Below are 25,712 nucleotides of genomic sequence, written 5' to 3'. Positions count from 1 at the left end.
GGAACAATTTGGAGACTGTGTTATGATTATCCGTGATGTTCTCGCTCTTGGCTCTTTGATCACGTTTATGTCCATGTTGAGTGTTTGGACGACAATTCTAGTTTGATTGTCGTTTGGTGCAGGCCTGTTGTGTCTGTGGAAATCCTTGTGCAGAGTGAAGGCTGTTGCCAGTTCTTTTAAAGGAGACTAAGTGCCCGGACGTTGCGCGGTTCAGCTGCAATTGTGTTCTGGCATCGGGATAAGACGGGATAAAGTCCAAGTCTCCCTTTTCGACTCGTCGGTTGACTTTTATTCTGGATCGCCTGTCGTGGCGCTCTGTGTTTGTTGTGAGATGCGTCTATTGGTTCTGCGCACCCGTCTGTTGACTGGGTGACCGGTCATGAGGTGTGAGCAATGAATGCGGTCTCCGAAGATCTGAAATTTGTCCATCTGCATGTGCATACCGCTTACTCCTTGCTGGAAGGCGCATTGCCGGTCGCCAAGCTGATCAAGAAGACCAAAAGCCTCCAGATGCCTGCGGTCGCCATGACCGATACGCGCAATCTGTTCGGAGCGCTGGAATTTTCTCAAAAAGCCGTTGGTGATGGCCTGCAGCCGATCATTGGCTGTCAGATCGAAGTCGATTTTACTGATGGGGATGTCAAAGGCGTTGGCCATACCGACTTTCCGACTTTGGTGCTGATCGGTGCGACGGATCAAGGGCTGGCCAATTTGGTGCGTCTGGTCTCGCGGTCGTTTCTGGTGCCCCATGATGATCAGGAGCCTCACGTGCTACTGAGCGACGTGGCGGAGTTTGGTGAAGGGGTGATTTGCCTGACGGGTGGTGGCAATGGCCCGATTGACCGGGTTCTGTTCAATCACCATACGGAGTTGGGGCGAGAGCGCCTCGGCAAGCTTCGCGACATATTTGATGATCGGCTTTATGTCGAGATTTTGCGCCATGGCTTTGCCCATGAAGCCATCGTCGAGCCTCAAATTATAGATCTGGCTTATGAGATGAATTTGCCGTTGGTTGCGGCCAACGATGTCTATTTCGCCGAGCGTGAGGATTTCGAAGCGCATGATGCTCTGATTGCCATTTCTCAGGGCAAGGTGTTGGTTCAGGAAGACCGACGACAATTGACGGCGGAGCATTATTTCAAGAGTCAGGATGAAATGGCAGAGTTGTTTGCCGACCTGCCGGAGGCTCTGGAAAATACCATCGAAATTGCCCGCCGCTGCGTGACGCGGGCCCGCACCATCAATCCTATTTTGCCGCGATTTGCCGGGGCGGATGCCGATCCGGAAGAGGCGGAAAGACACGAGGCATCCGAGTTGCGTCGGCAGGCTGAAGAGGGTCTGAAGCGACGCCTTGCGGTGCATGGTCTGGCTCCTGACAAGGAGGAGAAGGATTATTGGGATCGGTTGGAATTTGAGCTCGGCATTATCGAGTCGATGAAGTTCCCCGGTTACTTCCTGATCGTTTCGGACTTTATCAAATGGTCCAAGGAGCACGGGATCCCGGTGGGGCCGGGCCGTGGGTCGGGTGCGGGGTCGCTTGTCGCCTGGGTGTTGACCATCACCGATCTTGACCCCTTGCGCTTTGCCTTGCTGTTCGAACGGTTCCTCAATCCAGAACGCGTATCGATGCCCGACTTTGATATCGACTTCTGTCAGGACCGTCGTGAAGAGGTGATCCGCTATGTGCAGCGCAAATATGGGCGCGACAATGTGGGGCAGATCATCACATACGGAACCTTGCAGGCCCGCGCGGTGCTGCGCGACGTTGGGCGCGTGTTGCAGATGCCGTTTGGTCAGGTCGACAAGCTGTGCAAGATGGTGCCGATGAAGGGTGCTGTGTCTGTGTCTTTGCCTGAGGCTTTGGAGCAGGAACCGCGGCTTAATGAAGCGCGGCGGGATGAGGAGATTGTTGATCGTCTGATCAATATGTCGCTCAAGCTTGAAGGGCTCTATCGTCACGCGTCGACCCACGCTGCCGGTATCGTGATTGGCGACCGCTCACTCGACAAACTGGTGCCGATGTATCGAGACCCGCGCTCGGACATGCCGGTTACGCAATATAATATGAAGTGGGTCGAGCAGGCCGGTCTCGTCAAGTTTGACTTTCTCGGGCTCAAAACGCTGACGGTTCTGGAATATGCCGTGCGGTTTGTGGCGCAGCGCGGCATCGAGATCAATCTCGCCGAGATCCCCATAGACGACAAACCCTCTTATGAGATCTTGGCCAAGGGCGAGACGGTCGGTGTGTTCCAGCTGGAATCGATGGGCATGCGCAAAGCCTTGCTCGACATGAAACCTGACCAATTCGAAGACATCATCGCTATCGTGGCGCTCTATCGTCCGGGGCCGATGGCCAACATTCCGATCTATTGCGCCCGTAAGCGGGGAGAGGAAAAGCCGGACTATTTGCATGAGCTGCTCCAGCCCGTGCTGCAAGAAACCTACGGCATCATCATTTATCAGGAACAGGTGATGCAGATCGCCCAGATCCTGTCGGGCTATTCCCTTGGTGAAGCTGACATGCTGCGCCGTGCGATGGGTAAGAAGATCCGTGAGGAGATGGAAAAACAGCGGGTGCGCTTCTGTGATGGTGCAGAAGAGCGCGGTGTGAGCCGGGAGCAGGCCTCCGAGATTTATGATCTCGTGGCGAAGTTTGCCGACTATGGCTTCAACAAGTCTCACGCTGCGGCTTACGCTTTGGTTGCGTATCAGACTGCGTATATGAAAGCCAATTATCCGGTCGAATTCCTGGCCGCGATCATGACGCTTGATATGAACAATACGGACAAATTGTCCGAATTCCGACGTGATGCCCTGCGCCTTGGTATCGAGGTGCGGCCACCCTCGATTAACGAGTCCGGGGTGCATTTTGTGGTGAAGGACGGCGCGATCATCTATTCGATGGCGGCGATCAAAGGGGTGGGGCAGCCAGCCGCCGAGCATATCATGGAGGTTCGTGGCGACAAGCCTTTCAAGGACTTGGCTGACTTTGCCAAGCGGATCAGTCCGCGCGTGCTGAACAAACGGACGATTGAAAATCTGGCAGCCGCTGGCACGTTTGATGTGCTTAATCCGAACCGGGCTCAGGTGGTGGCCTCGATTGATGTGATTATGGGTGAGGCGGCAAGCCATGCCCGTGACAGCTCATCGGGGCAGGGTGGGCTATTCGGGGCTGAGGAAGCGGCGCCTTTGCCGTTGCCGGATATGCGGCCCTGGACCAGTGAAGAGAAATTGCAGCGGGAATATCAGGCGATTGGCTTTTATCTTTCCGCTCATCCGCTCGATGAATATATCCCGCAACTTGAAAAGATGCGCATTCAGCTTTGGCAGCCCTTTGAGGTGGCGGTCAAGCAGGGCGCGACGGCGGGCCGGCTGGCTGGCACGATCACCGGACGGCAGGAGCGCAAAACCAAGACCGGCAACCGGATGGGCATTATCAATGTTTCTGATCCGACCGGACAGTATGAAGCGGTGTTGTTTTCTGAAGCCTTGCACCGTTTCCGGGACATGCTGGAACCGGGTAAGACGGTGATCCTTGAAGTGGGGGCCGACGAGCGCCCTGAAGGGGTGTCGGTGCGGATCAACAATGTGCGGCCGCTGCAAAGCGATAATGTGCGCAAGACGATGCAGGTGTTTGTCCGAGATGACACGCCACTGCATTCGCTCAGGGCTCAGCTGGATGACCGGGGGGATGGGGAAGTGTCGGTCATTGTCATGCTGGATGATGGGGATTGCGAAGTCGAGATGCGGATCAATGGCACCTATTATGTCTCACCGGAAGTGGGGCGGTCCCTGAAGGCGATCAAAGGGGTTGTCGATGTGCAGGTCGGGGTCTTCTGACCCCAACTTGATCCTGTAGATGCTTTATTCTGCTGCGGACGGTTGGCTGCTTTGTGCCTCTTTGGATGGCCGGGCGTTCGGCCAGCGGGCAAACATGACCAGATTGCCGCTGAGCGCCAAAACGAGACCGACGATGCCGGTCCATTGCCAGTGATAGCCTTCATAAAGGGTCGAGAGTGCAAGGGCGATGATCGGGAACAAGACCGTCGCATAGGCCGCTTTGGCAGAGCCGATTTTGGCCACCAGATAGAGATAGGTGGTGAAGCCAATGATCGAGCCGATGGTGGCAAGATAGATGAGGGCGCCGAGATAGGTGGTGCTGGTTGGCAGAATGACCGGTGTACCGGACAGGCCGATCAGCGCAAGCATGATCAGTGCGCCGTAACCCATGGCCCATGCGTTGGCGGTCACAGGCGTCAGGCCCGCGGCCGAATTGCGGCGCGAGACCATATTGCCCAGCGAGAAAAAGAGAGTGCCGAGCATGGCAAGACCAACCCCTTGCAAGGTGCTTTCCGACTCTGCGCTCAGGATATCGGGGCCGAACAGCAAGGCGAGGCCAGCAATGCCCAAGATACTGGCCAGCAGGGTTTGGCCGGAAATCCGATCGCCAAAGAACAGTCGGGCATTGAGTGCGTTAAAAATCGTTGCCAATGAAAAGATGATCGAGATTAGGCCTGACGGGATGTGACTTGCTGCGGAATAAAAGCAGATGAAATTGAGGCTGAAGAGGCAAAAGGCCTGCGCAATCAGCCATGGCTGATCGTGCTTCTTGGGCAGATTCAGGCGGCCTGATGCGGCGAGGAAAAGCAAGAACAAGATCCCGGCCAATGCGAAGCGATAAAAGATCGACACCAGCACCGGGACCGGGCCAACCTGAAAGGCGATGGCGATCCAGGTGGTGCCCCAGATCAGAACGGTGGCAATGAAACTGATGGCAATCATGATGCTCTCCTTGAAATTTGGAGGCTTTTGATAAGACAGTTTTTCCCGCTTGTTTTGCACTATCTTGCGGTGAAATGATCATGCGGGTGTCTGGAAGCTGTCGTTGGGCTTTTCTTGGTGCGGTCCGAGGCGGTATAGTGAAGCCTGTCTCGTGGGAGGCAGATCGGGCCTCTGTTCGCAGAGCGTTTCACCTGTTAGAAAGCATCTTTTGATCTCCCGCCTTATGCAGAAAGACCAAATGAAGTCGCCGTCCCATTCCGTTTACAGCTATCTCTATGCTTCGCCAAGCGCGAGCCATACCGCCAGCCTTGATCTGGGGTTTGGGAGGTCTTGTGCGATCTGGACGAACAGTGATGATTATATGCGATATGATCAGTTGAGCGGTCATACTTTCAGCTTTTATGTGCGCGGCGGCGAAGGGGTCTGGCGTGTTGATGAGAGGCCCGTTGAGGGATGGCCGGGTGCTATGTGCATTTTTCCTCATGGGCAGAGTTCGGAATGGCGGATTACGCGACCGCTCGAGATGGTCCATCTCTATTTGCCCGATACCGAAATGCGGCGGATGTTTAGCGAATGGACCGGGCGTGACAGCCTTAGTTTTTCGCTGGCTGATGTGACCTACCAGCCTGCGGGCGGGTTGAAATCTTCTTTCATGGCGCTTCATGCTGCCTTGCAGGAAAGTGACCCCTTGCGGGCGGATATGGTCATGATGGATGTTGTTCAGCATGTCATTTCAAATGATTCAATATCGGCCGTTCGCCTTGATCGGGTGAAGGGTGGTTTGTCGACGCGTACGCGCAAGCGGGTGGTTGATTATATCGAATGTCATCTGGATGAAGTGATCCGTCTGAAAGACCTTGCAGACATTGCGGGCCTGAGTGAGTTTCACTTTCAGCGGTCTTTCAAGGAAAGCTGTGGCGTGACACCTCAGGGATTGATCACCGCACGGCGCGTTGAACGGGCACGGGCGCGAATCCTTGCGGGGGATGCCTTGTCTCAGGTGGCGCTGGATTGTGGATTTAGCAGTCAGAGCCACTTTACCCGTCAGTTCAAGGCCGGGGCCGGGATGACGCCAGCAGCCTTTCGCCGGGCTGCGAGCGAGTAAAAATCGGAGAAAAGGGGAAAATCCCGCAGGAATCCGCCAAACGGGACTTTGCGCCTTGCATTCCTGAGATAGACCGCCTATAAGCCCCCTCGAATCCACATGCGGGAGCGGGTATTGGCTCGGAGAAATGAGCCTTTGTCCATCCGGTGCCGCTTTAGGCCACCTCCCGCAGAGGTTAAACCGGTAAAAGGAAATATTACCATGGCACTTCCTGAAGTTTCCATGCGCTCCCTGCTTGAAGCAGGCGTGCATTTTGGTCACCAGACCCACCGCTGGAACCCGAAAATGGGCAAATTCATTTTCGGCGCTCGCAACAACATCCACGTTATCGATCTGTCCCAGACCGTTCCTCTGATGAACGAAGCTCTGAAGGCTGTTTCCGATACCGTTGCTCGTGGCGGTCGCGTTCTGATCGTTGGCACCAAGCGTCAGGCTTCTCTGCCAGTTGCTGAAGCTGCAAAATCTTGCGCTCAGTATTATGTCAACTCCCGCTGGCTTGGCGGCATGCTGACCAACTGGAAAACCATCACCCAGTCCATCCAGCGTCTGCGCAAGCTTGACGAAGTTCTGGATGCTGAAGGCAAAGGTTACTCCAAGAAAGAGCGCCTGACCCTGACCCGCGAGCGTGACAAGCTGGAACGCGCACTCGGTGGTATCAAGGATATGGGCGGCGTGCCTGACCTGATCTTCGTGATCGACACCAACAAAGAAACCATCGCAATCAACGAAGCACGTCGTCTGGGCATTCCAGTGGCTGCGATTGTTGATACCAACTGCGACCCAGACGGCATCGACTTCCCGGTACCGGGCAACGATGACGCGGCTCGTGCGATCTCCCTTTACTGCGATCTGATCGTGGGCGCTGCAATTGACGGTATTTCCCGTTCTGCTGGCGACGCTGGTCTGGATCTTGGTGAAGCTGAAGAAGGGCTGCTTGAGCCCGCTCTGGTCGAAACAGAAGCAGCTGAAGGCGAAGAAGCCGCTGCTCCTGCTGAAGCTTAAGGCGAGAAAAGACATTGGGCCGGGATTTTCCCGGCCTTCCTTCAATTGGGTCGCGCGGACTGGTCTGTGCGACCATTGGCTTGTTTTATAAAGGACGTGAGGCTGCAATGGCGATTACAGCATCAATGGTGAAAGAGCTCCGCGAAGTTTCTGGCGCGGGCATGATGGACTGCAAAAAGGCACTGGCCGAAAATGATGGTGACATGGAAGCCTCTATCGACTGGCTCCGCACCAAAGGTTTGTCCAAGGCTGCTAAGAAATCCGGTCGTGTTGCCGCTGAAGGCCTGGTCGGTATTGCTGAAGCAGGCAACAAAGCTGCACTGGTTGAAGTCAATGCTGAAACCGACTTCGTTTCCCGTAACGAGCAGTTCCAGTCTCTGGTTCGTAAAGTCGCTGACGTTACGATCACTGCTGGCGGCAAGAACGAAGACATTCTGGCTGCTGACTTTGGCGATGGCAAAACGGTTGAAGAAACCATCACCAACGCAGTTGCTACCATCGGCGAAAACATGAACCTGCGTCGCGGCGCTGTTCTGTCTGTCGAAAAAGGTGTTGTTTCTTCCTACATGCACAATGCAACTGCCGCAGGCCTTGGCCGTTTGGGCGTTCTGGTTGCTCTGGAATCCGAAGGCGACGCTGCCAAGCTCGACGCCCTTGGCAAACAGATTGCCATGCATGTTGCTGCAACCAACCCATTGGCTGCAACCACCGAAGAAGTTGATCCTGCCGCTGTCGAGCGCGAAAAAGCTGTGTTCTCCGAACAGGCTCGCGAATCCGGTAAGCCAGAAAACATCATCGAGAAGATGGTCGAAGGCCGTATGCGCAAATTCTTCGAAGAAGTTGTGCTGTTGAAGCAGACCTTCGTGATTGACGGTGAAAACACCGTTGAGCAGGCTATCAAAAATGCCGAAGGCGATGTTGGCGCCCCAATCAAGCTGATTGGTTTTGTTCGCTTCGCTCTTGGTGAAGGCATCGAGAAAAAAGAAGAAGACTTTGCTGCTGAAGTTGCTGCTGCAACTGGCCAGGCTTAAGGTCTGCTCCACCCTGTTTGCATGACAGGGGTGTGAATCTTTGAAAAACAAAGGGCGCTGGGGATGACGAACCAGCGCCCTTCGTGTATGCAGAGGCGGCTTGTGGAGACGGCTTGCGCGCGCGTCGTGGAAGCTCTTTTCTTTGCGTTCGTTCCTGCTGCGGGCGGATGCGATATCTTCGCCGGACATGGCTGTCCTGCCACAAGTTTTACCAAATTTGCCTGTAGGTGATCGTTGCCGGGCTGGTGGTCGGATATCTGGCTGTCAGGCTTGCCGCCGGACAGGATGAGCGCAAGCACGCAAGATCGGTTTCGGCTGATGCGTGACGATGGGGTCGTAGACAATGACAGATTTGAAATATAAACGCATCCTGCTCAAGGTGTCCGGTGAGGCGCTGATGGGTGATCAGGCTTTCGGGATTGATACCAGTGTGGTTGACCGGGTGGCTGGTGACATCAAAAGAGCGCGCGCGATGGGAGCGGAAATCTGCGTCGTGATCGGCGGTGGCAACATCTTCCGTGGTGTTTCGGTAGCCGCTGAAGGGGGCGATCGGGTGGTCGGAGACCATATGGGCATGCTGGCAACCGTGATGAATGCGCTCGCCATGGCCAATGCACTGAATGCTTCCGATGTGCCTGCTGTGGTCTTGTCTGCGGTTGATATGCCGAAGATCTGCGAGAGTTTTACCCAGCGTCGCGCCAAACGGTATCTGGCAGAAGGCAAGGTCGTCCTGTTCGCCGGGGGCACTGGCAATCCCTTCTTCACCACTGATTCTGGCGCTGCTTTGCGCGCCGCAGAAATGGGCTGTGATGCCTTGTTGAAGGGCACACAGGTCGACGGGATTTATTCGGCAGACCCCAAAACCAACCCGGATGCGGAGCGTTATGAGACAATTACCCACGCCGAAGTGCTCAAACAGGGCCTTAAGGTTATGGATGCGGCAGCAATTGCCCTTGCTCAGGACGGGAATATCCCGATAATTGTATTTTCGATCCATGAACCCGACGGTCTGCTTGCGATTCTCAAAGGCGCGGGCCGGGCGACGGTGGTTTCGGATTAGAACGGCTCCCGCTTTTGTGGGTATGTGGCCGTCAGGCGCGGAGGAGGCGTGGCTGGCAGGGGACGAGAGACCGCTGCTATCATGACTGTTCAAACGCCGTTTGGCGGGTATGAATGAGAAACACGTGAAACGATAAAGAGGCTTTACAATGTCTGCCGAAGAACTGGATCTTGACGATCTCGAACGTCGCATGAAGGGTGCTGTGTCTGTGCTGAAAACGGAACTCTCCGGTTTGCGGACCGGGCGTGCCTCCGTCAACCTTCTTGAGCCGATCGTGGTGGAAGCCTATGGACAGACCATGCCACTCAACCAGGTTGGTACGGTTTCTGTTCCTGAGCCTCGGATGCTGTCGATTCAGGTTTGGGACAAGAGCATGGTGAATGCGGTCGAGAAGGCCATCCGTGAATCCAATCTGGGTATCAACCCGGTAACGGACGGTCAGCTCCTTCGTTTGCCCATTCCCGAACTCAACGAAGAGCGCCGTCAGGAAATGGTCAAGATTGCCCATTCCTATTCCGAGAATGCCAAGGTTGCCGTGCGTCACGTGCGCCGCGATGGTATGGATATGTGCAAGAAAGCCGAAAAAGACGGCATGAGCGAAGACGAAGTGCGTATCTATTCCGACGAAATTCAGGACCTGACCAACAAATATGTCGCCGACATCGATACGATGCTCGAAGGCAAAGAAGCCGAGATCATGCAGGTCTAGGATTCGACCTGAGATCGTCTGGTGGATTGCAGCGATTGTGAGCGCCCTTTTCGGGGCGCTCACGTTTATCAATTCGAGGTCCCAGAGCAGGTGCGGTGGGTTATCTTCCGGTGAAGGAGCCTTGGACCCTGTTTGGGCTTTTCCGTTGCGTGGCTGTGCCGACCGGTATGCTGCGCTGCCAAATGAAACAACAGACTGTCATGGCCCGGCTGGGCTGCGGTCCAGTTGGAGGAATGAGTGTCGATGGGTGGCCATACAGGCATCGCGGAAACGCCGCAGACAAGGACCATGGTCGTTCCCAGACACTTGGCAGTCATCATGGATGGCAACGGACGGTGGGCCAAGTCGCGCAACTTGTCGCGCACGCAAGGGCATCGGCAAGGGGTGGTCGCCGTGCGCGAGATCGTCGCCAATGCGGCCGACCTTGGCATTCAATATCTAACTTTGTTCAGCTTTAGCTCGGAAAACTGGGCGCGCCCGGAAAGCGAAGTGCGCGATCTGATGGGGTTGCTGAAGCTTTTCATCCGCAAGGATCTGTCGACCCTCGACAAGCAGAATGTGCGGGTCACGGTGATTGGCGGCCGGAATGGACTGGCGCCGGATATCGTTGCATTGCTGGAAGAGGCGGAAAGCAAGACCTGCAAAAATACAGGTTTGACCCTTGTCATTGCGTTTAATTACGGCGCACGGCAGGAATTGGTCGAGACGTTTCAGGCGCTCGCACGCGAGGTGCAGGCGGGACGGCTTGCACCAGATGCCATCGACGAGGGGATGATTTCCGCTTCGCTCTATTCTGCCGAAATCCCGGATCCAGATGTGATCCTGCGGACAAGCGGTGAGCAACGGTTGAGCAATTTTCTGCTTTGGCAGGCTGCCTATTCCGAGTTCATTTTCGTGGATTGCTTCTGGCCTGATTTTGACCGTCGTCAACTTGAACTGGCGTTGGAAGAATATGGCCGCCGCAATCGCCGCTTTGGCGGTCTGGCGGTGGACGATTTGACGGATGATGCTCAGGTGGTGGCAACCGGATCGTGAGGCTCGCAGTGCCTTGCAGACACGCGGACCAGTGATGCAGCCGCATTCAATACGGGAGACAAGGCGCTGAATAAAGAGACAAATTCGCCTTTCGAGGGCCAGCCGAAACCGAAACCCAAAGCGAATTGGTCGGATTTGGCAGTGCGTGCCATGTCTGGTGTTGTGCTGGCCGTCGCCGCCTTCTCTGTGACCTGGTGGGGTGGACTGGCCTTCGCGCTCTTTTTCGGTGTTGTCACCCTCCTGATCTACAAGGAATGGGTTACCATTGTTGGTGAGCAGCCCTTCGGTGTGCCGGCCAATGTCGGCTATGGGGCGATTTTGGCGTCGTTGCTTTGTCTCTGGTTTGGCTATTGGCAGGCGGCCTTGATCATTCCGCTGATTGGTGCTGCGTTTTTGGCGTTTGCGCGCTGCTCCTATCCCTACGCTCGGTGGTGCGCCTCGGGCGTGATCTATGCGGCGGCATTCGGTTTTTCGATTCTGTCGCTGAGGGCCGATAGTGCCCATGGTTTTGCTGCCATTCTGATTTTGTTTGCGGTGGTCTGGGGCACGGATGTGGTGGCCTATTTTGTCGGCAAGTCCCTTGGCGGGCCGAAATTGTGGCCGCGGGTCTCGCCAAAAAAAACCTGGTCCGGCTCCCTTGGCGGGCTGGTTGGTGGCACCGCTTTTGCGCTGTTCGTGGCGTTTCTGCTCAAGATCGACCCGACCGTCAAACTGACCCTTTTGTTGGCAGGTCTGTCTGTGGTCTCACAAGTGGGGGATTTGGGAGAATCTCACATGAAGCGGCTGTTCAATGTCAAGGATTCGAGCAATCTCATTCCCGGTCATGGGGGCGTGATGGACCGGGTGGACGGACTGCTGGTGGCGGTTGTCTGTGCCGCGCTGATCGGTTTGATTTTTGCCGATATTGGTTCTGTGGCGACCGGCTTTCTGGTCTGGTAAAGCGCACTCTGCCACGGGTGTATGATTACAAGTAGGAGGAATCAATGATGGATCAGGCGACTGATTCTGGGGCTGATCCGCTTCAATCGGCTGGATCTTCGGCCACGGAGCATGGTCCGAAGGTCATTTCAGTGTTGGGGGCGACCGGATCGGTTGGCGACTCCTCGCTTGATATCATTTCTTCTTCCCCTGATCGGTATCGCGTCGGTGCTGTGACCGCCAACGGCAATGTCGAAAAGCTGGCGCAGATTGCGATTGAGACCAAGGCAGGCTTTGCGGCTGTGGCAGATGAACAGTGCCTTGATGCGCTCAAAGACGCATTGTCTGGCACGGGCATTGCTGTCGGGGCCGGGGAGGCCGGGTTGGCCGAAGCCGCTGCCTGGCCCGCGGATATGGTTGTCGGGGCGATTGTCGGCGCGGCAGGAATCCGCCCGACCATGGCGGCGCTCGAAGCGGGCAATCAGGTGGCTCTGGCCAACAAGGAGGCGCTTGTCTGTGCTGGCGATCTGGTTATGGATGCGGCGCGGCGTTTGGGCAAACCCATCTTGCCGGTTGATTCCGAACATAGTGCGATCTTCCAGATTTTCGACGATGCCAACCGCGACGAAATCGAGGATGTGACGATCACCGCGTCCGGCGGGCCGTTCCGTACCTGGGCGCAAGGCGACATAGAGAAGGCAACGCCCGAGCAGGCGCTGAACCATCCCAACTGGTCGATGGGCGCGAAGGTGACGATCGATTCCGCCTCGTTGATGAACAAGGGGCTGGAAGTGATCGAAGCGCACCATCTCTATGATATGCCGCTCGAAAAACTGAAAGTTATCGTCCATCCGCAATCGATCATTCATGGTCTGGTCACCTATAGTGACGGCTCCATGTTGGCCCATCTGGGGGCCGCCGATATGCGCATTCCTGTCGCCCATTGTCTGGCTTGGCCAGATCGGGCCCCTGCCAATACGCGGCGGATTTCGCTTGTCGAGATCGCCCAGTTGACGTTTGAAGCGCCCGATATGGCGCGTTTCCCTTGTCTTGGGCTGGCGCTCGAGGCGCTCCGGGTTGGCGGCAATTTGCCCAACATCATGAACGCGGCCAATGAAGTCGCAGTTGCTGCCTTTCTGGATCATCAATTGCCGTTTGGGGGCATTGCTCGCATGGTCGAGGCGGTGATGGACCGCTTTGTTCAGCTGGGTGAGGTGGGGCCAGTCGGATCGGTGGATGCGGTGCTGGCCACGGACGCTGCGGCAAGGTGCGTGGCTGACGAAGTGCGGGCAAACTTGGTATAAAATGCAGGCTAACTGCGATCCTTTTCAACTCAGGCTGACAAGCAGAGGTGCGCCATGGTGGGAACTCCGGATAAAAAGCTGATGGAAGTCGATGCGCGATTTTCCTTTCGTCCCCCGGCTGATCAACCGGTCAGCCTTGAGGAGACGCGGCGGCGTTCCAGCGAGATTCGTCAAGACCTGCTGGGGCGACATCATGATGCGGTGACGACTGAGGATGGCGCCTTTGGCCGGATCTATCGTTCCAATCTGTCAGATATTCGTTCGGATGCGGTCATTGTTTATATTCATGGGGGCGGCTGGTGCAAATGCGATCTGGTGACTCATGGCAGCATCCTGACCGATCTCGCGGCGCTGAGCCGTCGAACGGTTTATGGATTGACCTATCCTCTGGCCCCTGAAGCCCCTTATCCAGCGGCAATGGATGCATTGTTCGCGCAACTTGCTGCGATTGCGGATGCGACCTCTGCCAAGTTGGTGCTGGCTGGGGACAGTGCGGGTGCCAATCTGGCACTTGCTCTTGCGCTGAGGGCGCGAGACGAAGGCAAGGATTGGCCGATTTCCGCTTTGCTTCTTTGGTATGGCTGTTATCGTTACGCCTTCGATACATCCTCCCATCTGGCTTATGGTGATGGTAGCAATGGGCTCGCAACCGCAGGCATGAAGCAAATGTGGGATGATTATCTCTCAGGGCCTGTTGACCCACGTTATGGGGAATTGAGCAAGGCCGATATGGCCGGACTGCCGCCAGCCTATTTGTGTGAGGCGGAGTGCGATTGTTTGGCTGACGATACGCGTTGGCTTGCGGGGCGCATGGTCGAAGCGGGGGTGCCGCATTGTTATGATCCGGTGCCGTCTGTTATCCATGGTTTCATCCATTTCAGTGCTCACTTTGAAGCGAGTTATCAATCACTGAAACGGGCTGCTGATTTTATTGACTTTTCTGCTCTTCTCGGGGCGCCTCAGGGCAAAGATTGAGGTTGTGGTGAATTGAGGCCGGAAGTCGTAAGGCTCGTCTGTTGATCTCTGCGCAATTTCACCCTATTTAAGCCTTCTTTAGAGTCTGAGGATTATTGTCTCGCCTCAGAGATATTGGAGATATGAATGGAATTTCTTCAGAGCGTGTTTTCAGCCGGTTCCGGCCTGCTGGGCTACGCAATTCCCGCCTTGTTTGTTCTAACAATCGTTGTCTTCTTCCACGAGTTGGGTCACTTCATGGTCGGACGCTGGTGCGGTGTCACGATCAAGGCCTTCTCGATCGGGTTTGGGCGCGAGTTGTTCGGCTTTTATGACAAGCATGGAACACGTTGGAAATTCAGCCTTATCCCCTTGGGCGGTTATGTGAAATTCGAAGGCGATGAAAATGCCGCAAGTGTTCCCGATCAGGAAGCGCTTGATGCTATGGGCAAAGATTCGCGAGATGGATCGCTGCATGCTCAGCCCCTCTGGGCACGAGCGGCAATCGTCGCGGCTGGTCCCTTCGCCAACTTCCTTCTTTCAATCGTCATTTTTGCGACCCTTCTGTTTGCCTATGGCAAGCCGCTGATGGTGCCGCGTGTCGATAGTGTGGTGGAGCAAAGTGCCGCTGAGGAAGCCGGTTTCAAGCCCGGTGACATCATGGTGTCCATTGACGGAACCGAGATCGAGGCCTTCGTTGATGTTCAGCGGGTTGTGGCTTTGAGCTCAGAAGATACCCTGAAGATCGTTGTCGATCGCGATGGTGAGCTGATTACCCTGATGACGACACCACGGCGGACCGAGGTGACCGATCAGTTTGGCAATAAGCAAAAAATCGGCGTGCTGGGGATTCGTCACCAGTCTCGCCCAGAAGACGTGAAGCTGAAAAAATATGGTCCGGGAGAAGCTTTGTGGGGTGGGGTGGAAGAAACCTATTTCATCATCGAGCGCACGCTGGGTTATATCGGACGCATCTTTGTTGGCAAGGAAGATGCTGATCAATTGGGTGGTCCGATCCGCGTGGCTCAGGTGTCCGGGCAGGTGGCGACTTTGGGTCTTGTGGCGCTGGTCAATCTGGCCGGTATGCTGTCAGTCAGCATCGGGCTTATCAATTTGTTCCCGGTTCCGATGCTTGATGGCGGACATTTGGCCTTTTACGCAATTGAAGCTGTCCGCGGTAAACCGCTGTCTGCCAAGAGTCAGGAGTTTGGCTTCAAGATTGGATTGGCAATGGTGTTGTCATTGATGTTTTTTGCAACTTTCAATGACATAACGCAGATATTTTTGCGCTAAGGGATTCTTTTTGGTTGGGTCTGCGCATATGGAAAGTTTGTGCGGATTCAACAAGAAAGATGTGGCTTAACGGCAACGGACTGTGGTCATAAGCCCAATTGGGCAACTTGGGGGGTTGATCCTTGTGAGATTCAGGGTAAAACCCTAATGAACATAAAGATTCCATTTCGTGGGCACATTTGTGTCCAAAACGAATTGATGAAGCAGATATAAGAGTGTTTGGGCTGATGAAAAAATTAAAGACCATCGCTTGGGGAGCGGCTCTAGCAACAGTAATGAGTGTGGGCGTTCCGCTTGGTCCCGTCGATCTTTTTAGTATTAGCCCTGCATTTGCGCAGACTGTTTCCCGTGTTGACGTTCGCGGTAATGCCCGCGTTTCCGACGATACGATCCGGTCCTACATTCAGGTCAAGCCAGGTCAGCGAGCCACCGCTTTTGCGGTGGATGAGTCGCTGAAGGCGCTGTACCAGACCGGCCTGTTCCAGGATGTCAAAATTCGCCGTAGTGGTTCGAGCCTCATTGTTGACGTTGTCGAGAATGCGGTGATCAACCGCATTGCCTTTGAAGGCAACAAGCGCATCGAAGACAAGAATCTCGAACAGATCGTTACCTCGAAAAGCCGCGGCATTCTGAGCGAAACCAAAATTCGCACCGATGCGCAGCGTATTCTCGAAGCCTATCGCCGGTCCGGTCGGTTTGGCGCGAAGGTTGAGCCAAAGGTCATCGATCTGGGACGCAATCGCTCAGATCTGGTGTTCGAAATTGATGAAGGCGACAAGACTGCCGTGTCCCGCGTCAGTATTCTTGGCAACAAGGCATTCAGCGATAGCCGTCTGCAACGGGTGATCAAAACCAAGGAAACCGGCTGGTTGAGCTGGTTCACCAAGAATGATGTCTATGACGCTGAGCGTCTGGCGGCTGACGAAGAACTTCTGCGCAATTTCTATCTCAATCATGGTTACGCTGATTTCCGTGTTGTTTCTTCCATTGCCGACCTTGATCGTGAACGGAATGTCTTTTTCGTTTCGATTACGGTTGATGAAGGTGAGCAGTATAAAATTGGCGAAGTCGAAATCGATAGCGCTGTGCCAGATGTCGATGCCGAAGCCTTGCGCTCCCAGCTGAAGACTGAAACTGGTGATGTGTATCGTCAGGATGCTGTCTCCGATACGCTCGAAGACATGACCATCGAGATTTCCAAGTCTGGTTACGCTTTTGCACGGGTAAGCCCTCGTGCCGACCGCGACTATGAGAACAAAACCATCAATCTGGTTTATCAGGTTGATGAAGGCGCGCGTGCTTACATCGAGCGCATCAATATTCGTGGCAACACCCGGACGCGTGATTATGTCATTCGACGCGAGTTTGACATGGCTGAGGGTGATGCCTTCAACCGTGTTCTGCTGGATCGTGCGAAACGCCGCCTGAATGCACTTGGTTTCTTCGAAAAGGTCGAAATCGGTACCGCCCCGGGCAGCTCGTCTGATCGCGTGGTGCTGAATGTCGAGGTTGTCGAGAAGGGTACGGGCGCCGTTGCTATTGGTGGTGGTTATTCTACTACGGACGGGTTGATCGCGGATATCTCGATCACCGAGAAAAACTTCATGGGTCGCGGGCAGTTTTTGCGTGCAGCCACAGGTTTCGGTACCAGTAAACGGAATTACTCCTTCTCCTTCACGGAGCCATATTTCCTTGGTCGCCGCATGGCTGCCGGTTTCGATGTCTTCCGGGAATCTTATGAAGACAATGCGACCCGCGAATATGACTATGAGCGGACCGGCGGAACCATTCGGTTTGGCCTGCCGATCACCAGTGATCTGACTTTCAACCCATACTATACGTATGAGAGAAAGAAGCTGTCCGATTATACCGGTACTTCGCTTGCCATTCTGCAGTCACAGGCTGAAGGAGCGACCATCAAGTCTGCTGTTGGGTATCGTCTGATCTACAACACGCTCGACAATATGCAGAAGCCGAATGAAGGTGTGTTTGCACGCTTCAATCAGGAATTTGCCGGTATTGGCGGTGACGTGAAGTTCGTTCGCTCGACCATTGATGCGCGCTATTATCGCGAATTGTATCCTGCTTGGGGACTCGTCGGCATGGTTCGTGTCGGTGCCGGTCACATTGAAGGTTACGGCAACGACGATGTGCGTTTGCTTGATGCCTTTAACCAGGGTGGCGAAACCATCCGCGGCTTTGCGCCTAACGGTTATGGCCCACGGGATAAAACATCCGGTGATGCGATTGGTGGCAAGACCTATATCAACGCAACGGCTGAACTCCAGTTCCCGATCCGTGGCCTAGAAACTGTTGGTATCAGCGGTTCGGTTTTTGCTGACGCTGGCACACTGTTTGGTAGTGATGCTGCAAGCGGCACCTACAATGACAATGGCGGCATCCGGTCCTCTATTGGTGCCGGTCTGATCTGGGCGAGCCCGTTTGGCATGTTGCGTCTTGACTATGCCTATGCGCTTTCGAAAGAAAGCTATGATGACACCCAGTCCATCCGCTTCGGCGCTGCATCCAATTTCTGATGCATGGACAATAGATTAAAAAGCCGCTGCTCATTCGGGCGGCGGCTTTTTTTATGAAGGCAATCATGACTGAACCAACCTTTTTCAATAAAGTAGAGAGCCTGAAGCTTGGCGAGATCGCCGAACTTGTGTCTGCTCAGTTGCCTGAAGGCGTTGATGCGTCTGAGGCTATTCATGCGGTTGCACCGATTGAAACGGCGCTTGGCGGGCAGATCTCTTTTCTCGACAATCCGAAATATCTGCCTTTACTGGAAACAACCCAGGCAACGGCCGTCTTGTGCAGCAAGCGCTATGCACCAAAAGTGCCCGAAGGGGTTGTCGCGCTGGTTGTCGGCAATCCATATGACGCCTTTTCCATTGTCTCTACGGCCTTCTATCCGGAGGCGATAAAGCCTCTGCCCTATTTTGAGAGCGATGGAGGCATATCTCAGGCGGCGCATATTCATCCGACAGCCAAGGTTGAAAAGGGTGTTTGCATTGAGCCGGGTGCCAATGTGGGGGCAGGTGCCGAGATTGGAAGCGGTACGACGCTTGGTGCCAATGCGGTGATCGGGCAGGGCGTGCGCATTGGTCGGAACTGTCATATCGGCGCCAATGCCGTGATTCAGCATTCTCTGGTCGGGGATCATGTGATCCTTCATCCCGGTGTCTGCTGTGGTCAGGATGGGTTTGGTTTTTCCATGAGCCCGATGGGCCACAAGAAAGTGCCTCAGGTCGGTCGTGTGATCATTCAGGATCACGTCGAAATCGGCGCCAACAGCACCATCGACCGTGGAGCCAATCGGGATACGATCATCGGTGAAGGCACCAAGATCGACAATCAGGTGCAGATTGGCCACAATGTAGAAGTTGGCAGGCATTGTGTTCTTGTGTCACAAGTGGGGATCTCCGGGTCTACACGACTGGAAGATTTCGTTGCGATCGGCGGTCAGTCCGGTGTTGCCGGTCATATCACAATTGGCATGGGCGCCCAGATCGCCGCGGTCAGTGTGGTGCGCGAAGATGTACCTGCGGGGGGCCGCTTTGGTGGTGTTCCGGCCAAACCGGTCAAGCAATGGTTCCGCGAAATGGCGGCCTTGAAAAAGCTCGCTGAAAAGGGCAACTGATCGCTTCGGATCGCTTGTTGGTCGCCAAATTGGTGGCATGGTTGATCTTTGTTGTATAAGACTGAAAATCGGCACTGCTTGGTAAGGGGCCAGGCCATCTGGACGGGATGTGGGTGCTGAAGGGAAGATAACATGACTGAAAAAAAGACCCTTGATAGCGCAGATATCATGCGCGTCATGGAACTTCTGCCACACAGATATCCCTTCCTGATGATTGACAAGATCATCGATATGGACGGCGATGATAGCTGTGTCGGCATCAAGAATGTCACCATCAACGAGCCACATTTCAAAGGCCATTTTCCCAATCAGCCGGTCATGCCAGGCGTGTTGCTGATTGAGGCGATGGCCCAGACGGCTGGTGCCCTATGCGTCAACAATCGCAAGGAAATGGGCCCGCCAAGCGTCGTCTATTTCATGACGATCGACAAATGCAAGTTCCGCAAGCCGGTCGTGCCCGGTGATGTGGTGCATATTCACGTCAAAAAGATCCGCAATCGGGCCACCATCTGGAAATTCGCGTGCGAAGCCCAGGTTGATGGCGTCAAGGTTTGCGAAGCCGAAGTGAGCGCCATGCTCGTAGGAAATGAAGATAACTAATGGCAACAATACATCCAACTGCCATCATTGCCGAGGGTGCGACGCTCGCCGATGATATCGAAATTGGCCCATATTGCGTTATTGGCGCAGATGTAACGATCGGGTCAGGGGGCAAGCTGCATTCTCATGTCGTTGTCGATGGCAACACGACAATTGGCAAGAATGTGGAGATCTTTCCTTTCGCTGCTGTGGGCCTGAAGCCGCAGGACCTGAAGTTTGAAGGGGAAGATGTTGGATGTGTCATTGGTGACAATGTCAATATTCGTGAATATGTGACCATCAATCCGGGCACCCAGGGTGGCGGTGGCATGACCCGTGTGGGTGATTTCTGCCATCTGATGGTCGGCGCGCATATCGCCCATGACTGCGTTGTTGGTGATCATGTCATTCTGGTCAATCATGCAACATTGGCTGGCCATGTACAGGTTGGTGACCATGCGATTGTCGCGGGCATGTCTGCAGTGATCCAGTTTGCGCGTGTGGGTGAACATTCCTTCGTTGGCGGCATGTCCGGGCTTGAGAATGATCTCATTCCATTTGGTTCGGCCATTGGCAACCGGGCCCATTTGGGCGGGTTGAACATTGTTGGGTTGAAGCGTCGCGGGTTCAGCCGTGAGCAGATCCACAATCTGCGTCACGCCTATCGCTTGCTATTCGCCGATGAAGGCACACTCAGCGAGCGGGTCGATGATGTGGCTAACATGTTCGCCGAGGATGAAAATGTGATGAAAATCATCGACTTCATTCGCGCAGATACCAAGAAGGCGCTTTGCACGCCACGCAACCAAAAAGACTAGCCATGACAATGCCTGGTGATGGGCCGGTGGGCATCATTGCCGGCGGTCATGATCTTCCGCTCGAGGTGGCCGCGGCCCTGAAAAATTCGGGCCGTGACTATTTCCTGTTTGGTTTGGTGGGTGAGGCGGATGACCGGATTTCCGGCCATCCCCATACATGGCTCAAATGGGGTGAGATCGGGCGCTTGTTCAAACTGCTTGAGCAAATGCAGATCCGTGATGTGCTGTTTATCGGTTCAATTACCTCGCGCCCGGATTTCAAGTCCGTGCGTCTCGATTTTGGTGCCGTGAAGGCGCTGCCTGAGATACTCAAGATCATGGCTGGTGGCGGTGATGAGGGTGTGTTGGCGGGGGTCGCCAATTTCGTTGAACGCCGCGGTTTGCGTCTGATGGCTGTGCCCGATGTTGCGCCGTCTCTGGTGGTGGGCGACGACTTATGCGTTGGGGCCGTCAAATCCTATGAAATGGAAGTCGATATCGAGCTGGCATCAGAGGCCGCTATTTTGACCGGTGCGCTTGATGCCGGGCAGGGAGTGGTCGTGGCTGGCGGACGTATCCTCGCGTTGGAAGGGCCTGAGGGCACCGACCAGATGCTGGAACGGGTGTTTCAGATCCGTGAGCAGAAGCGGGCTCGCTGGAATTTCGGCAAGGAAGGCCTGTTGTTGAAGCGGGCACGACCGGGGCAGGATCTGCGGTTCGATATGCCCACAATTGGCCCGCGCACGGTTGAGAATGTGAAGCGGGCCGGTCTGGCGGGGATCATTTGCGCCGCCGGTCAGGTCTTGTGTGCCAATCGTCAGGAAACTGTGCAGAAAGCCGTTGCTTCGGGGCTGATCCTGCAATCTCGTCGGTTGGATGACATTTGCCTGTGATTGGTTGATTGTCTTTCGTAACCATCAAACAGGTGATGAAGGAGGAAGCCGTGGCAGAGCAAAATAGACCACTCATCTATATCGTGATCGGTGAAGAGTCCGGCGACCAGCTTGGGGCGCGTGCGGTCTTGGCGCTCAAGTCAGCCACTGGGGGGCAGATTGCCTTTGCCGGGCTGGCTGGTGAACGCATGCAGGCCGAAGGGCTCAAAAGCCTGTTTCCGCTGCAAGACATTGCGGTCATGGGTCTGGTCAACATCATCAAGCAATATCCTGCATTGCACCGACGTGGCATGGAGGTGGTTGCCGATATTCTGGCAACCAAGCCGGACCTTTTGTTGATCATTGACAGTCCGGAATTTACCCATGCCGTTGCAAAACGCGTGCGCAAACAGCGTCCGGATTTGCCAATTGTCAATTATGTATCTCCCAGTGTCTGGGCCTGGCGCCCGGGACGCGCCAAAAAAATGGCCCGTTATGTCGACCATGTGCTGGCTCTGCTGCCGTTCGAAGTGCAAGCCCATAAGGATCTTGGTGGACCTGCCTGTTCCTATGTTGGTCATCCTCTGATTGAACGGCTGGATGTGTTGCGGCCGTCTGAGGGCGAGAGAGGGCCGCTGGACGCGCCGGTGTTGCTGGTGCTGCCGGGATCAAGGCGCAGTGAGGTGAGCCGCCTGATGGTTGAATTCGGGGCTGTGGTGGCACAAGCCAAGGCGCAGCATCCCAATCTACGGGTGATCTTGCCTGCGGTCAGTCATTTGCGCAGTCTGATTGACGAGGGGTTGCAAGACTGGACCGTTACGCCAGAGATCGTGGAGGGAGAAGCGGCGAAGTTCGCGGCCTTCCGTCAGGCGCATGCAGCTTTGGCCGCCTCTGGCACCGTGACGCTGGAACTGGGGCTCGCAGGCATTCCGATGGTTGTGGCCTATAAAGTCGATTGGCTGATGGGGAAACTCAAATTTCTGTTCAAGGCCCATTCCTTCGTGCTGACCAATCTGGTGCTTGGCCACAATGCGATTCCGGAATTTCTGGATGAGGATGCCAATGCGGACACGCTGGCAGCGCATCTGCTCCCGCTGTTGTCCGACAGCCAAGAACGGGCAGCTCAAATGGCCGCCTTGCAGCTGCTGGATGAGCGTATGCAATTGCCCGAAGGCACGCCGAGCGGACAGGTGGCGCGGATTGTGCTGGACCATCTTGCCAAATAGATCAACGGTTTGCATCCGGCTTTTCAACCACTTGTTTGCCAAACAGGTCCGTCCTGTTGCATGGCAGTGGATACAAAAAAGGCTCCCGAATGGGAGCCTTTTCCGTTTGATGCATAAGCGCTCTTAGCGCTTGTCGATGGCCTCGTAGTCGCGTGCCGTTGCGCCAGAGAAGAGCTGACGTGGGCGACCGATGCGCTGGGATGGATCTTCGACCATTTCTTTCCACTGTGCAATCCAGCCAACGGTACGGGCCAGAGCGAACAGCACGGTGAACATCTCTGCTGGGAAGCCAAGGGCGCGCAGGGTGATGCCGGAATAGAAGTCGATGTTTGGATAGAGTTTCTTCTCGATGAAATATTCATCATTGAGAGCGATTTTTTCCAGAGCCATCGCGACTTCGAGGGTCGGATCGTCCTTGATGCCAAGTTCATTGAGCACTTCGTGACAGGTGCTCTGCATGATGCGGGCGCGTGGGTCGTAGTTTTTGTAAACGCGGTGACCAAAGCCCATCAGGCGGAACGGATCGTCCTTGTCCTTGGCGCGACGGACAAACTCGTCCACGCGATCAGGGGTGCCGATTTCGTGCAGCATGTTCAGTGCTGCTTCGTTGGCGCCACCATGGGCAGGACCCCAGAGACAGGCGATGCCGGCAGCGATACAACCGAACGGGTTGGCACCGGAAGAACCGGCCAAGCGAACGGTGGAGGTGGAGGCATTCTGCTCGTGGTCTGCATGCAGCGTGAAGATGCGGTCCATGGCGCGGGCCAGAACCGGATTCACGTTATATTGCTCGGCTGGCACGGAGAAGCACATATGCAGGAAGTTGGCTGCATAGTCCAGATCGTTGCGCGGATATACGAATGGCTGACCAATGGTGTATTTGTAAGCCATGGCAGCAAGGGTCGGCACCTTGGCAATCATGCGCAGGGAGGCAACCATGCGGTGATGCGGATCGGTGATGTCGGTGGAGTCGTGATAGAAGGCCGACAGAGCGCCAATCACGCCAACGAGAATGGCCATCGGGTGCGAGTCACGGCGGAAACCGGTGTAGAATTTGCTCATCTGCTCGTGCACCATGGTGTGACGGGTCACACGGGTGTCAAAGTCGAGCTTTTCAGCCGCCGTTGGCAGGTGGCCATACAGCAGCAGGAAGCAGGTCTCCAAGAAGTCTCCCTGTTCAGCAAGCTGTTCAATTGGATAGCCACGATACAGCAGGATGCCTTTGTCGCCATCAATATAGGTGATCTCGGATTCACAAGAGGCTGTCGATGTGAAGCCTGGATCATAGGTGAACATGCCAGTTTGGGCATAGAGCTTGGAAACGTCGATTACATCCGGGCCAATGGTCCCGCTATGGATTGGGAATTCCCAGCTCTTATCGCCAACGTTCAATGTTGCTTTGTTGTCACTCATTCGGCTACTCCCAAATTTAGAAAACAATTTCTGTTGCAATCGGAATGAAAGGGTGCGTCTGGGCGCAGCTGACCCTCCGAGGCAACAAAGGAACTGTGCTTTCGGTATATGATTTTTCCCTGATCTGCAAGGTCTGTTCCATGCGTGTTATTGCGGAGAATTGGGAAAAATTCATAAATTTCAGTAGTTTATTCTACCATAGTATGATCTCTATTTTGTAAGGCATTGTTACATTCTGATAGAGAATGTGAGTTGGTAAAGTTTTTTTCCCGTTTCCAAAATCTGAAATGGGACGGGCACTTGGCTCCGGGAATCAACTTTTGGAGGGCTTTTGCCTGAAACATTATCATTTGTGCTTCCTATATATGAAAGCAGGGCCGCGGCATGAAGCCCGGCCCTGCAAATAGTGGTGCACAATTGTTCGTGATGTCAGGCAGTCTGGTCCTTCAGGCGGGCCACAGACTCTTCCTTGCCCAGCACAACCAGCACATCAAAAATACCCGGCGAGGTGGACCGGCCAGTCAGAGCTGCCCGCAAGGGCTGAGCAACTTTGCCAAGTTTGAGCTCTTTGGCTTCCGCAAAGGCGCGAACAACGGCGTCGGTGCTTTCAAGGCTCCATTCTTCAAGGCCATCGAGTTGTGGCAGCAGATCGCCCAACATCGCCTTGGCCTCATCGGTCAACAGCTTGGCGGCTTTCTCTTCCATTGCCAGCGGACGCGTGTCGAACAGGAAAGCGAGACCCGCTTTCAGATCAAGCAGAGTTTTGGCCCGCTCCTTGACACTTGGCATGGCCATCATGATCTGGCTCTTCTTGGCCTCATCAATCAGGTCGAGCATGGCCTGACCGTCTTCGAGATGCGGCAACAAGCCAATCAACTGATCGTAAAGGGCGGCATCATCGGCATTGCGCATATGGATGCCGTTGAGATTTTCCAGCTTTTTAAAGTCGAACCGGGCTGCCGCCTTGTTCATGCCGTCAAAGCCGAACCATTCGATCATTTGTTCGGTGGTCATGACTTCATCGTCACCATGAGCCCAGCCAAGGCGCACAAGATAGTTGCGCATGCCTTCAGGCAGGTAGCCCATGTCGCGATAGGCTTCAACACCCAGAGCGCCGTGACGTTTGGAAAGTTTGGCACCGTCGGGGCCATGGATCAGCGGAATATGCGCCATGATTGGCGTGTCCCAGCCAAGCGCCTGATAGACGAGTGTCTGGCGGGCGGCGTTGGTCAGGTGATCATCGCCACGGATGATGTGGGTGATGCCCATATCATGATCGTCGACAACGACGGCCAGATTGTAGGTCGGATTGCCGTCTGAACGCATGATGATCATGTCATCAAGGTCTTTATTGGGGAAACGAACGGTGCCTTGCACTTTGTCTTCAATGACGGTTTCGCCTTCGAGCGGTGCCTTGATGCGAATGGCTGGCTTGATCCCTTCGGGGGCTTCGGACGGGTCGCGGTCGCGCCAGGTGCCATCATAGCGCGGTGGGCGTTTTTCGGCGCGCGCCTTTTCCCGCATCTCGGTCAGCTCATCAGGCGAGCAATAGCAGCGATAGGCCTTGCCCTCTGCCAGCAGCTGCTCAACGATTTCGCGGTGACGCTCAACACGGGAATACTGCGAGATCGGCTCGCCTTCGGGCGACAGGCCCATCCAGTCCATGCCGGCAATGATCGCGTCAATGGCAGCGTCAGTGGACCGTTCACGGTCGGTGTCTTCAATGCGCAGCAGCATCTTGCCGCCGTTGGCCTTGGCAAACAGCCAGTTGAACAAAGCGGTGCGGGCGCCGCCGATATGCAGATACCCGGTGGGCGATGGTGCGAAGCGCGTTACAACCTCAGAACACATAATGCTATCAATAACCTGTCATTCGGGATAAGGTAAACCGGTGGTTGAGGTTGGTTGTGACGCCGCGAAGAAGAGGGCGCATCAACCGGAAGGGTTCGGTCACCGGCATTGTGATTTGCCAAGGATCTAACACAGCTT

At 55.0% G+C, this 25,712-nt stretch carries 20 protein-coding genes; 17 read left to right on the top strand and 3 right to left on the bottom strand.

Going from position 1 to position 25,712, the window contains the following annotated elements:
* The first annotated feature begins 393 nt into the window (after window positions 1-393).
* Entirely contained in the window at window positions 394-3,840 is a 3,447-nt protein-coding gene (gene dnaE, locus DSD30_RS06635; RefSeq protein WP_114008867.1) for a DNA polymerase III subunit alpha, read from the top strand.
* Window positions 3,841-3,864: 24 nt separating this feature from the next.
* On the opposite strand, the gene DSD30_RS06630 is transcribed toward dnaE, so the two are convergent.
* On the bottom strand, window positions 3,865-4,785 hold the full coding sequence (locus DSD30_RS06630; RefSeq protein WP_425359455.1) for a DMT family transporter: 921 nt from the start codon (window positions 4,783-4,785) through the stop codon (window positions 3,865-3,867).
* 235 nt (window positions 4,786-5,020) lie between these two features.
* On the opposite strand from DSD30_RS06630, the gene DSD30_RS06625 reads away from it, so the two are divergent.
* The 16 genes from DSD30_RS06625 to lpxB all read left to right on the top strand — a co-directional run bounded on the left by DSD30_RS06625 (window position 5,021) and on the right by lpxB (window position 22,310).
* A complete protein-coding gene (locus DSD30_RS06625; protein WP_245418393.1) occupies window positions 5,021-5,887 on the top strand; it encodes a helix-turn-helix domain-containing protein in 867 nt (288 codons plus the stop codon).
* A 201-nt stretch (window positions 5,888-6,088) separates the two neighbouring features.
* Window positions 6,089-6,889 (top strand): 30S ribosomal protein S2, encoded by an 801-nt coding sequence (gene rpsB, locus DSD30_RS06620; protein ID WP_114008864.1) that lies wholly within the window; start codon window positions 6,089-6,091, stop codon window positions 6,887-6,889.
* Window positions 6,890-6,996: 107 nt separating this feature from the next.
* Complete coding sequence (gene tsf, locus DSD30_RS06615) at window positions 6,997-7,920, top strand: translation elongation factor Ts (RefSeq protein WP_114009640.1); 924 nt, start codon at window positions 6,997-6,999, stop codon at window positions 7,918-7,920.
* A gap of 343 nt (window positions 7,921-8,263) precedes the next feature.
* Window positions 8,264-8,980 (top strand): UMP kinase, encoded by a 717-nt coding sequence (gene pyrH, locus DSD30_RS06610; protein WP_114008862.1) that lies wholly within the window; start codon window positions 8,264-8,266, stop codon window positions 8,978-8,980.
* Window positions 8,981-9,128: 148 nt separating this feature from the next.
* A complete protein-coding gene (gene frr / locus DSD30_RS06605; protein ID WP_114008861.1) occupies window positions 9,129-9,689 on the top strand; it encodes a ribosome recycling factor in 561 nt (186 codons plus the stop codon).
* Window positions 9,690-9,932: 243 nt separating this feature from the next.
* Window positions 9,933-10,724, top strand: coding sequence for an isoprenyl transferase (locus DSD30_RS06600; RefSeq protein WP_114008859.1), 792 nt, complete (start codon window positions 9,933-9,935; stop codon window positions 10,722-10,724).
* A gap of 150 nt (window positions 10,725-10,874) precedes the next feature.
* Entirely contained in the window at window positions 10,875-11,663 is a 789-nt protein-coding gene (locus DSD30_RS06595) for a phosphatidate cytidylyltransferase (RefSeq protein WP_114008858.1), read from the top strand.
* A 47-nt stretch (window positions 11,664-11,710) separates the two neighbouring features.
* Window positions 11,711-12,946 carry a 1-deoxy-D-xylulose-5-phosphate reductoisomerase gene (locus tag DSD30_RS06590; protein WP_114009639.1) on the top strand — a complete coding sequence of 412 codons (1,236 nt, stop codon included), beginning with the start codon at window positions 11,711-11,713 and terminating at the stop codon, window positions 12,944-12,946.
* A 54-nt stretch (window positions 12,947-13,000) separates the two neighbouring features.
* Window positions 13,001-13,921 (top strand): alpha/beta hydrolase fold domain-containing protein, encoded by a 921-nt coding sequence (locus tag DSD30_RS06585; protein WP_114008856.1) that lies wholly within the window; start codon window positions 13,001-13,003, stop codon window positions 13,919-13,921.
* 126 nt (window positions 13,922-14,047) lie between these two features.
* Window positions 14,048-15,193 (top strand): RIP metalloprotease RseP, encoded by a 1,146-nt coding sequence (gene rseP, locus DSD30_RS06580; protein WP_114008855.1) that lies wholly within the window; start codon window positions 14,048-14,050, stop codon window positions 15,191-15,193.
* 227 nt (window positions 15,194-15,420) lie between these two features.
* The gene (bamA, locus tag DSD30_RS06575) at window positions 15,421-17,730 is read left to right on the top strand and encodes an outer membrane protein assembly factor BamA (RefSeq protein ID WP_114008853.1); all 2,310 of its coding nucleotides are present in this window, start codon (window positions 15,421-15,423) and stop codon (window positions 17,728-17,730) included.
* 65 nt (window positions 17,731-17,795) lie between these two features.
* Window positions 17,796-18,836: a UDP-3-O-(3-hydroxymyristoyl)glucosamine N-acyltransferase gene (lpxD, locus tag DSD30_RS06570; RefSeq protein ID WP_114008851.1), complete on the top strand. Its 1,041-nt coding sequence runs from the start codon at window positions 17,796-17,798 to the stop codon at window positions 18,834-18,836.
* A 132-nt stretch (window positions 18,837-18,968) separates the two neighbouring features.
* Window positions 18,969-19,436, top strand: a complete 468-nt coding sequence (gene fabZ, locus DSD30_RS06565; RefSeq protein WP_114008850.1) for a 3-hydroxyacyl-ACP dehydratase FabZ — start codon at window positions 18,969-18,971, stop codon at window positions 19,434-19,436.
* On the top strand, window positions 19,436-20,233 hold the full coding sequence (gene lpxA, locus DSD30_RS06560; protein ID WP_114008849.1) for an acyl-ACP--UDP-N-acetylglucosamine O-acyltransferase: 798 nt from the start codon (window positions 19,436-19,438) through the stop codon (window positions 20,231-20,233). The genes fabZ and lpxA overlap by 1 nt, the downstream gene beginning before the upstream one ends.
* Before the next feature lie 2 nt (window positions 20,234-20,235).
* A complete protein-coding gene (locus tag DSD30_RS06555; RefSeq protein ID WP_114008847.1) occupies window positions 20,236-21,105 on the top strand; it encodes an LpxI family protein in 870 nt (289 codons plus the stop codon).
* A gap of 50 nt (window positions 21,106-21,155) precedes the next feature.
* Window positions 21,156-22,310, top strand: coding sequence for a lipid-A-disaccharide synthase (gene lpxB, locus DSD30_RS06550; RefSeq protein WP_342635038.1), 1,155 nt, complete (start codon window positions 21,156-21,158; stop codon window positions 22,308-22,310).
* A 123-nt stretch (window positions 22,311-22,433) separates the two neighbouring features.
* Here lpxB and gltA read toward each other — a convergent pair whose 3' ends face one another.
* The gene (gene gltA / locus DSD30_RS06545) at window positions 22,434-23,723 is read right to left on the bottom strand and encodes a citrate synthase (RefSeq protein ID WP_114008845.1); all 1,290 of its coding nucleotides are present in this window, start codon (window positions 23,721-23,723) and stop codon (window positions 22,434-22,436) included.
* 429 nt (window positions 23,724-24,152) lie between these two features.
* Complete coding sequence (gltX, locus tag DSD30_RS06540; protein ID WP_114008844.1) at window positions 24,153-25,574, bottom strand: glutamate--tRNA ligase; 1,422 nt, start codon at window positions 25,572-25,574, stop codon at window positions 24,153-24,155.
* Window positions 25,575-25,712 lie beyond the last annotated feature (138 nt).

This window comes from Cohaesibacter intestini (assembly GCF_003324485.1).
Classification (GTDB): domain Bacteria; phylum Pseudomonadota; class Alphaproteobacteria; order Rhizobiales; family Cohaesibacteraceae; genus Cohaesibacter; species Cohaesibacter intestini.
The sequence above is the reverse complement of the archived record's forward strand: the minus strand, read 5'-3'. Positions and strand labels throughout refer to the sequence as shown.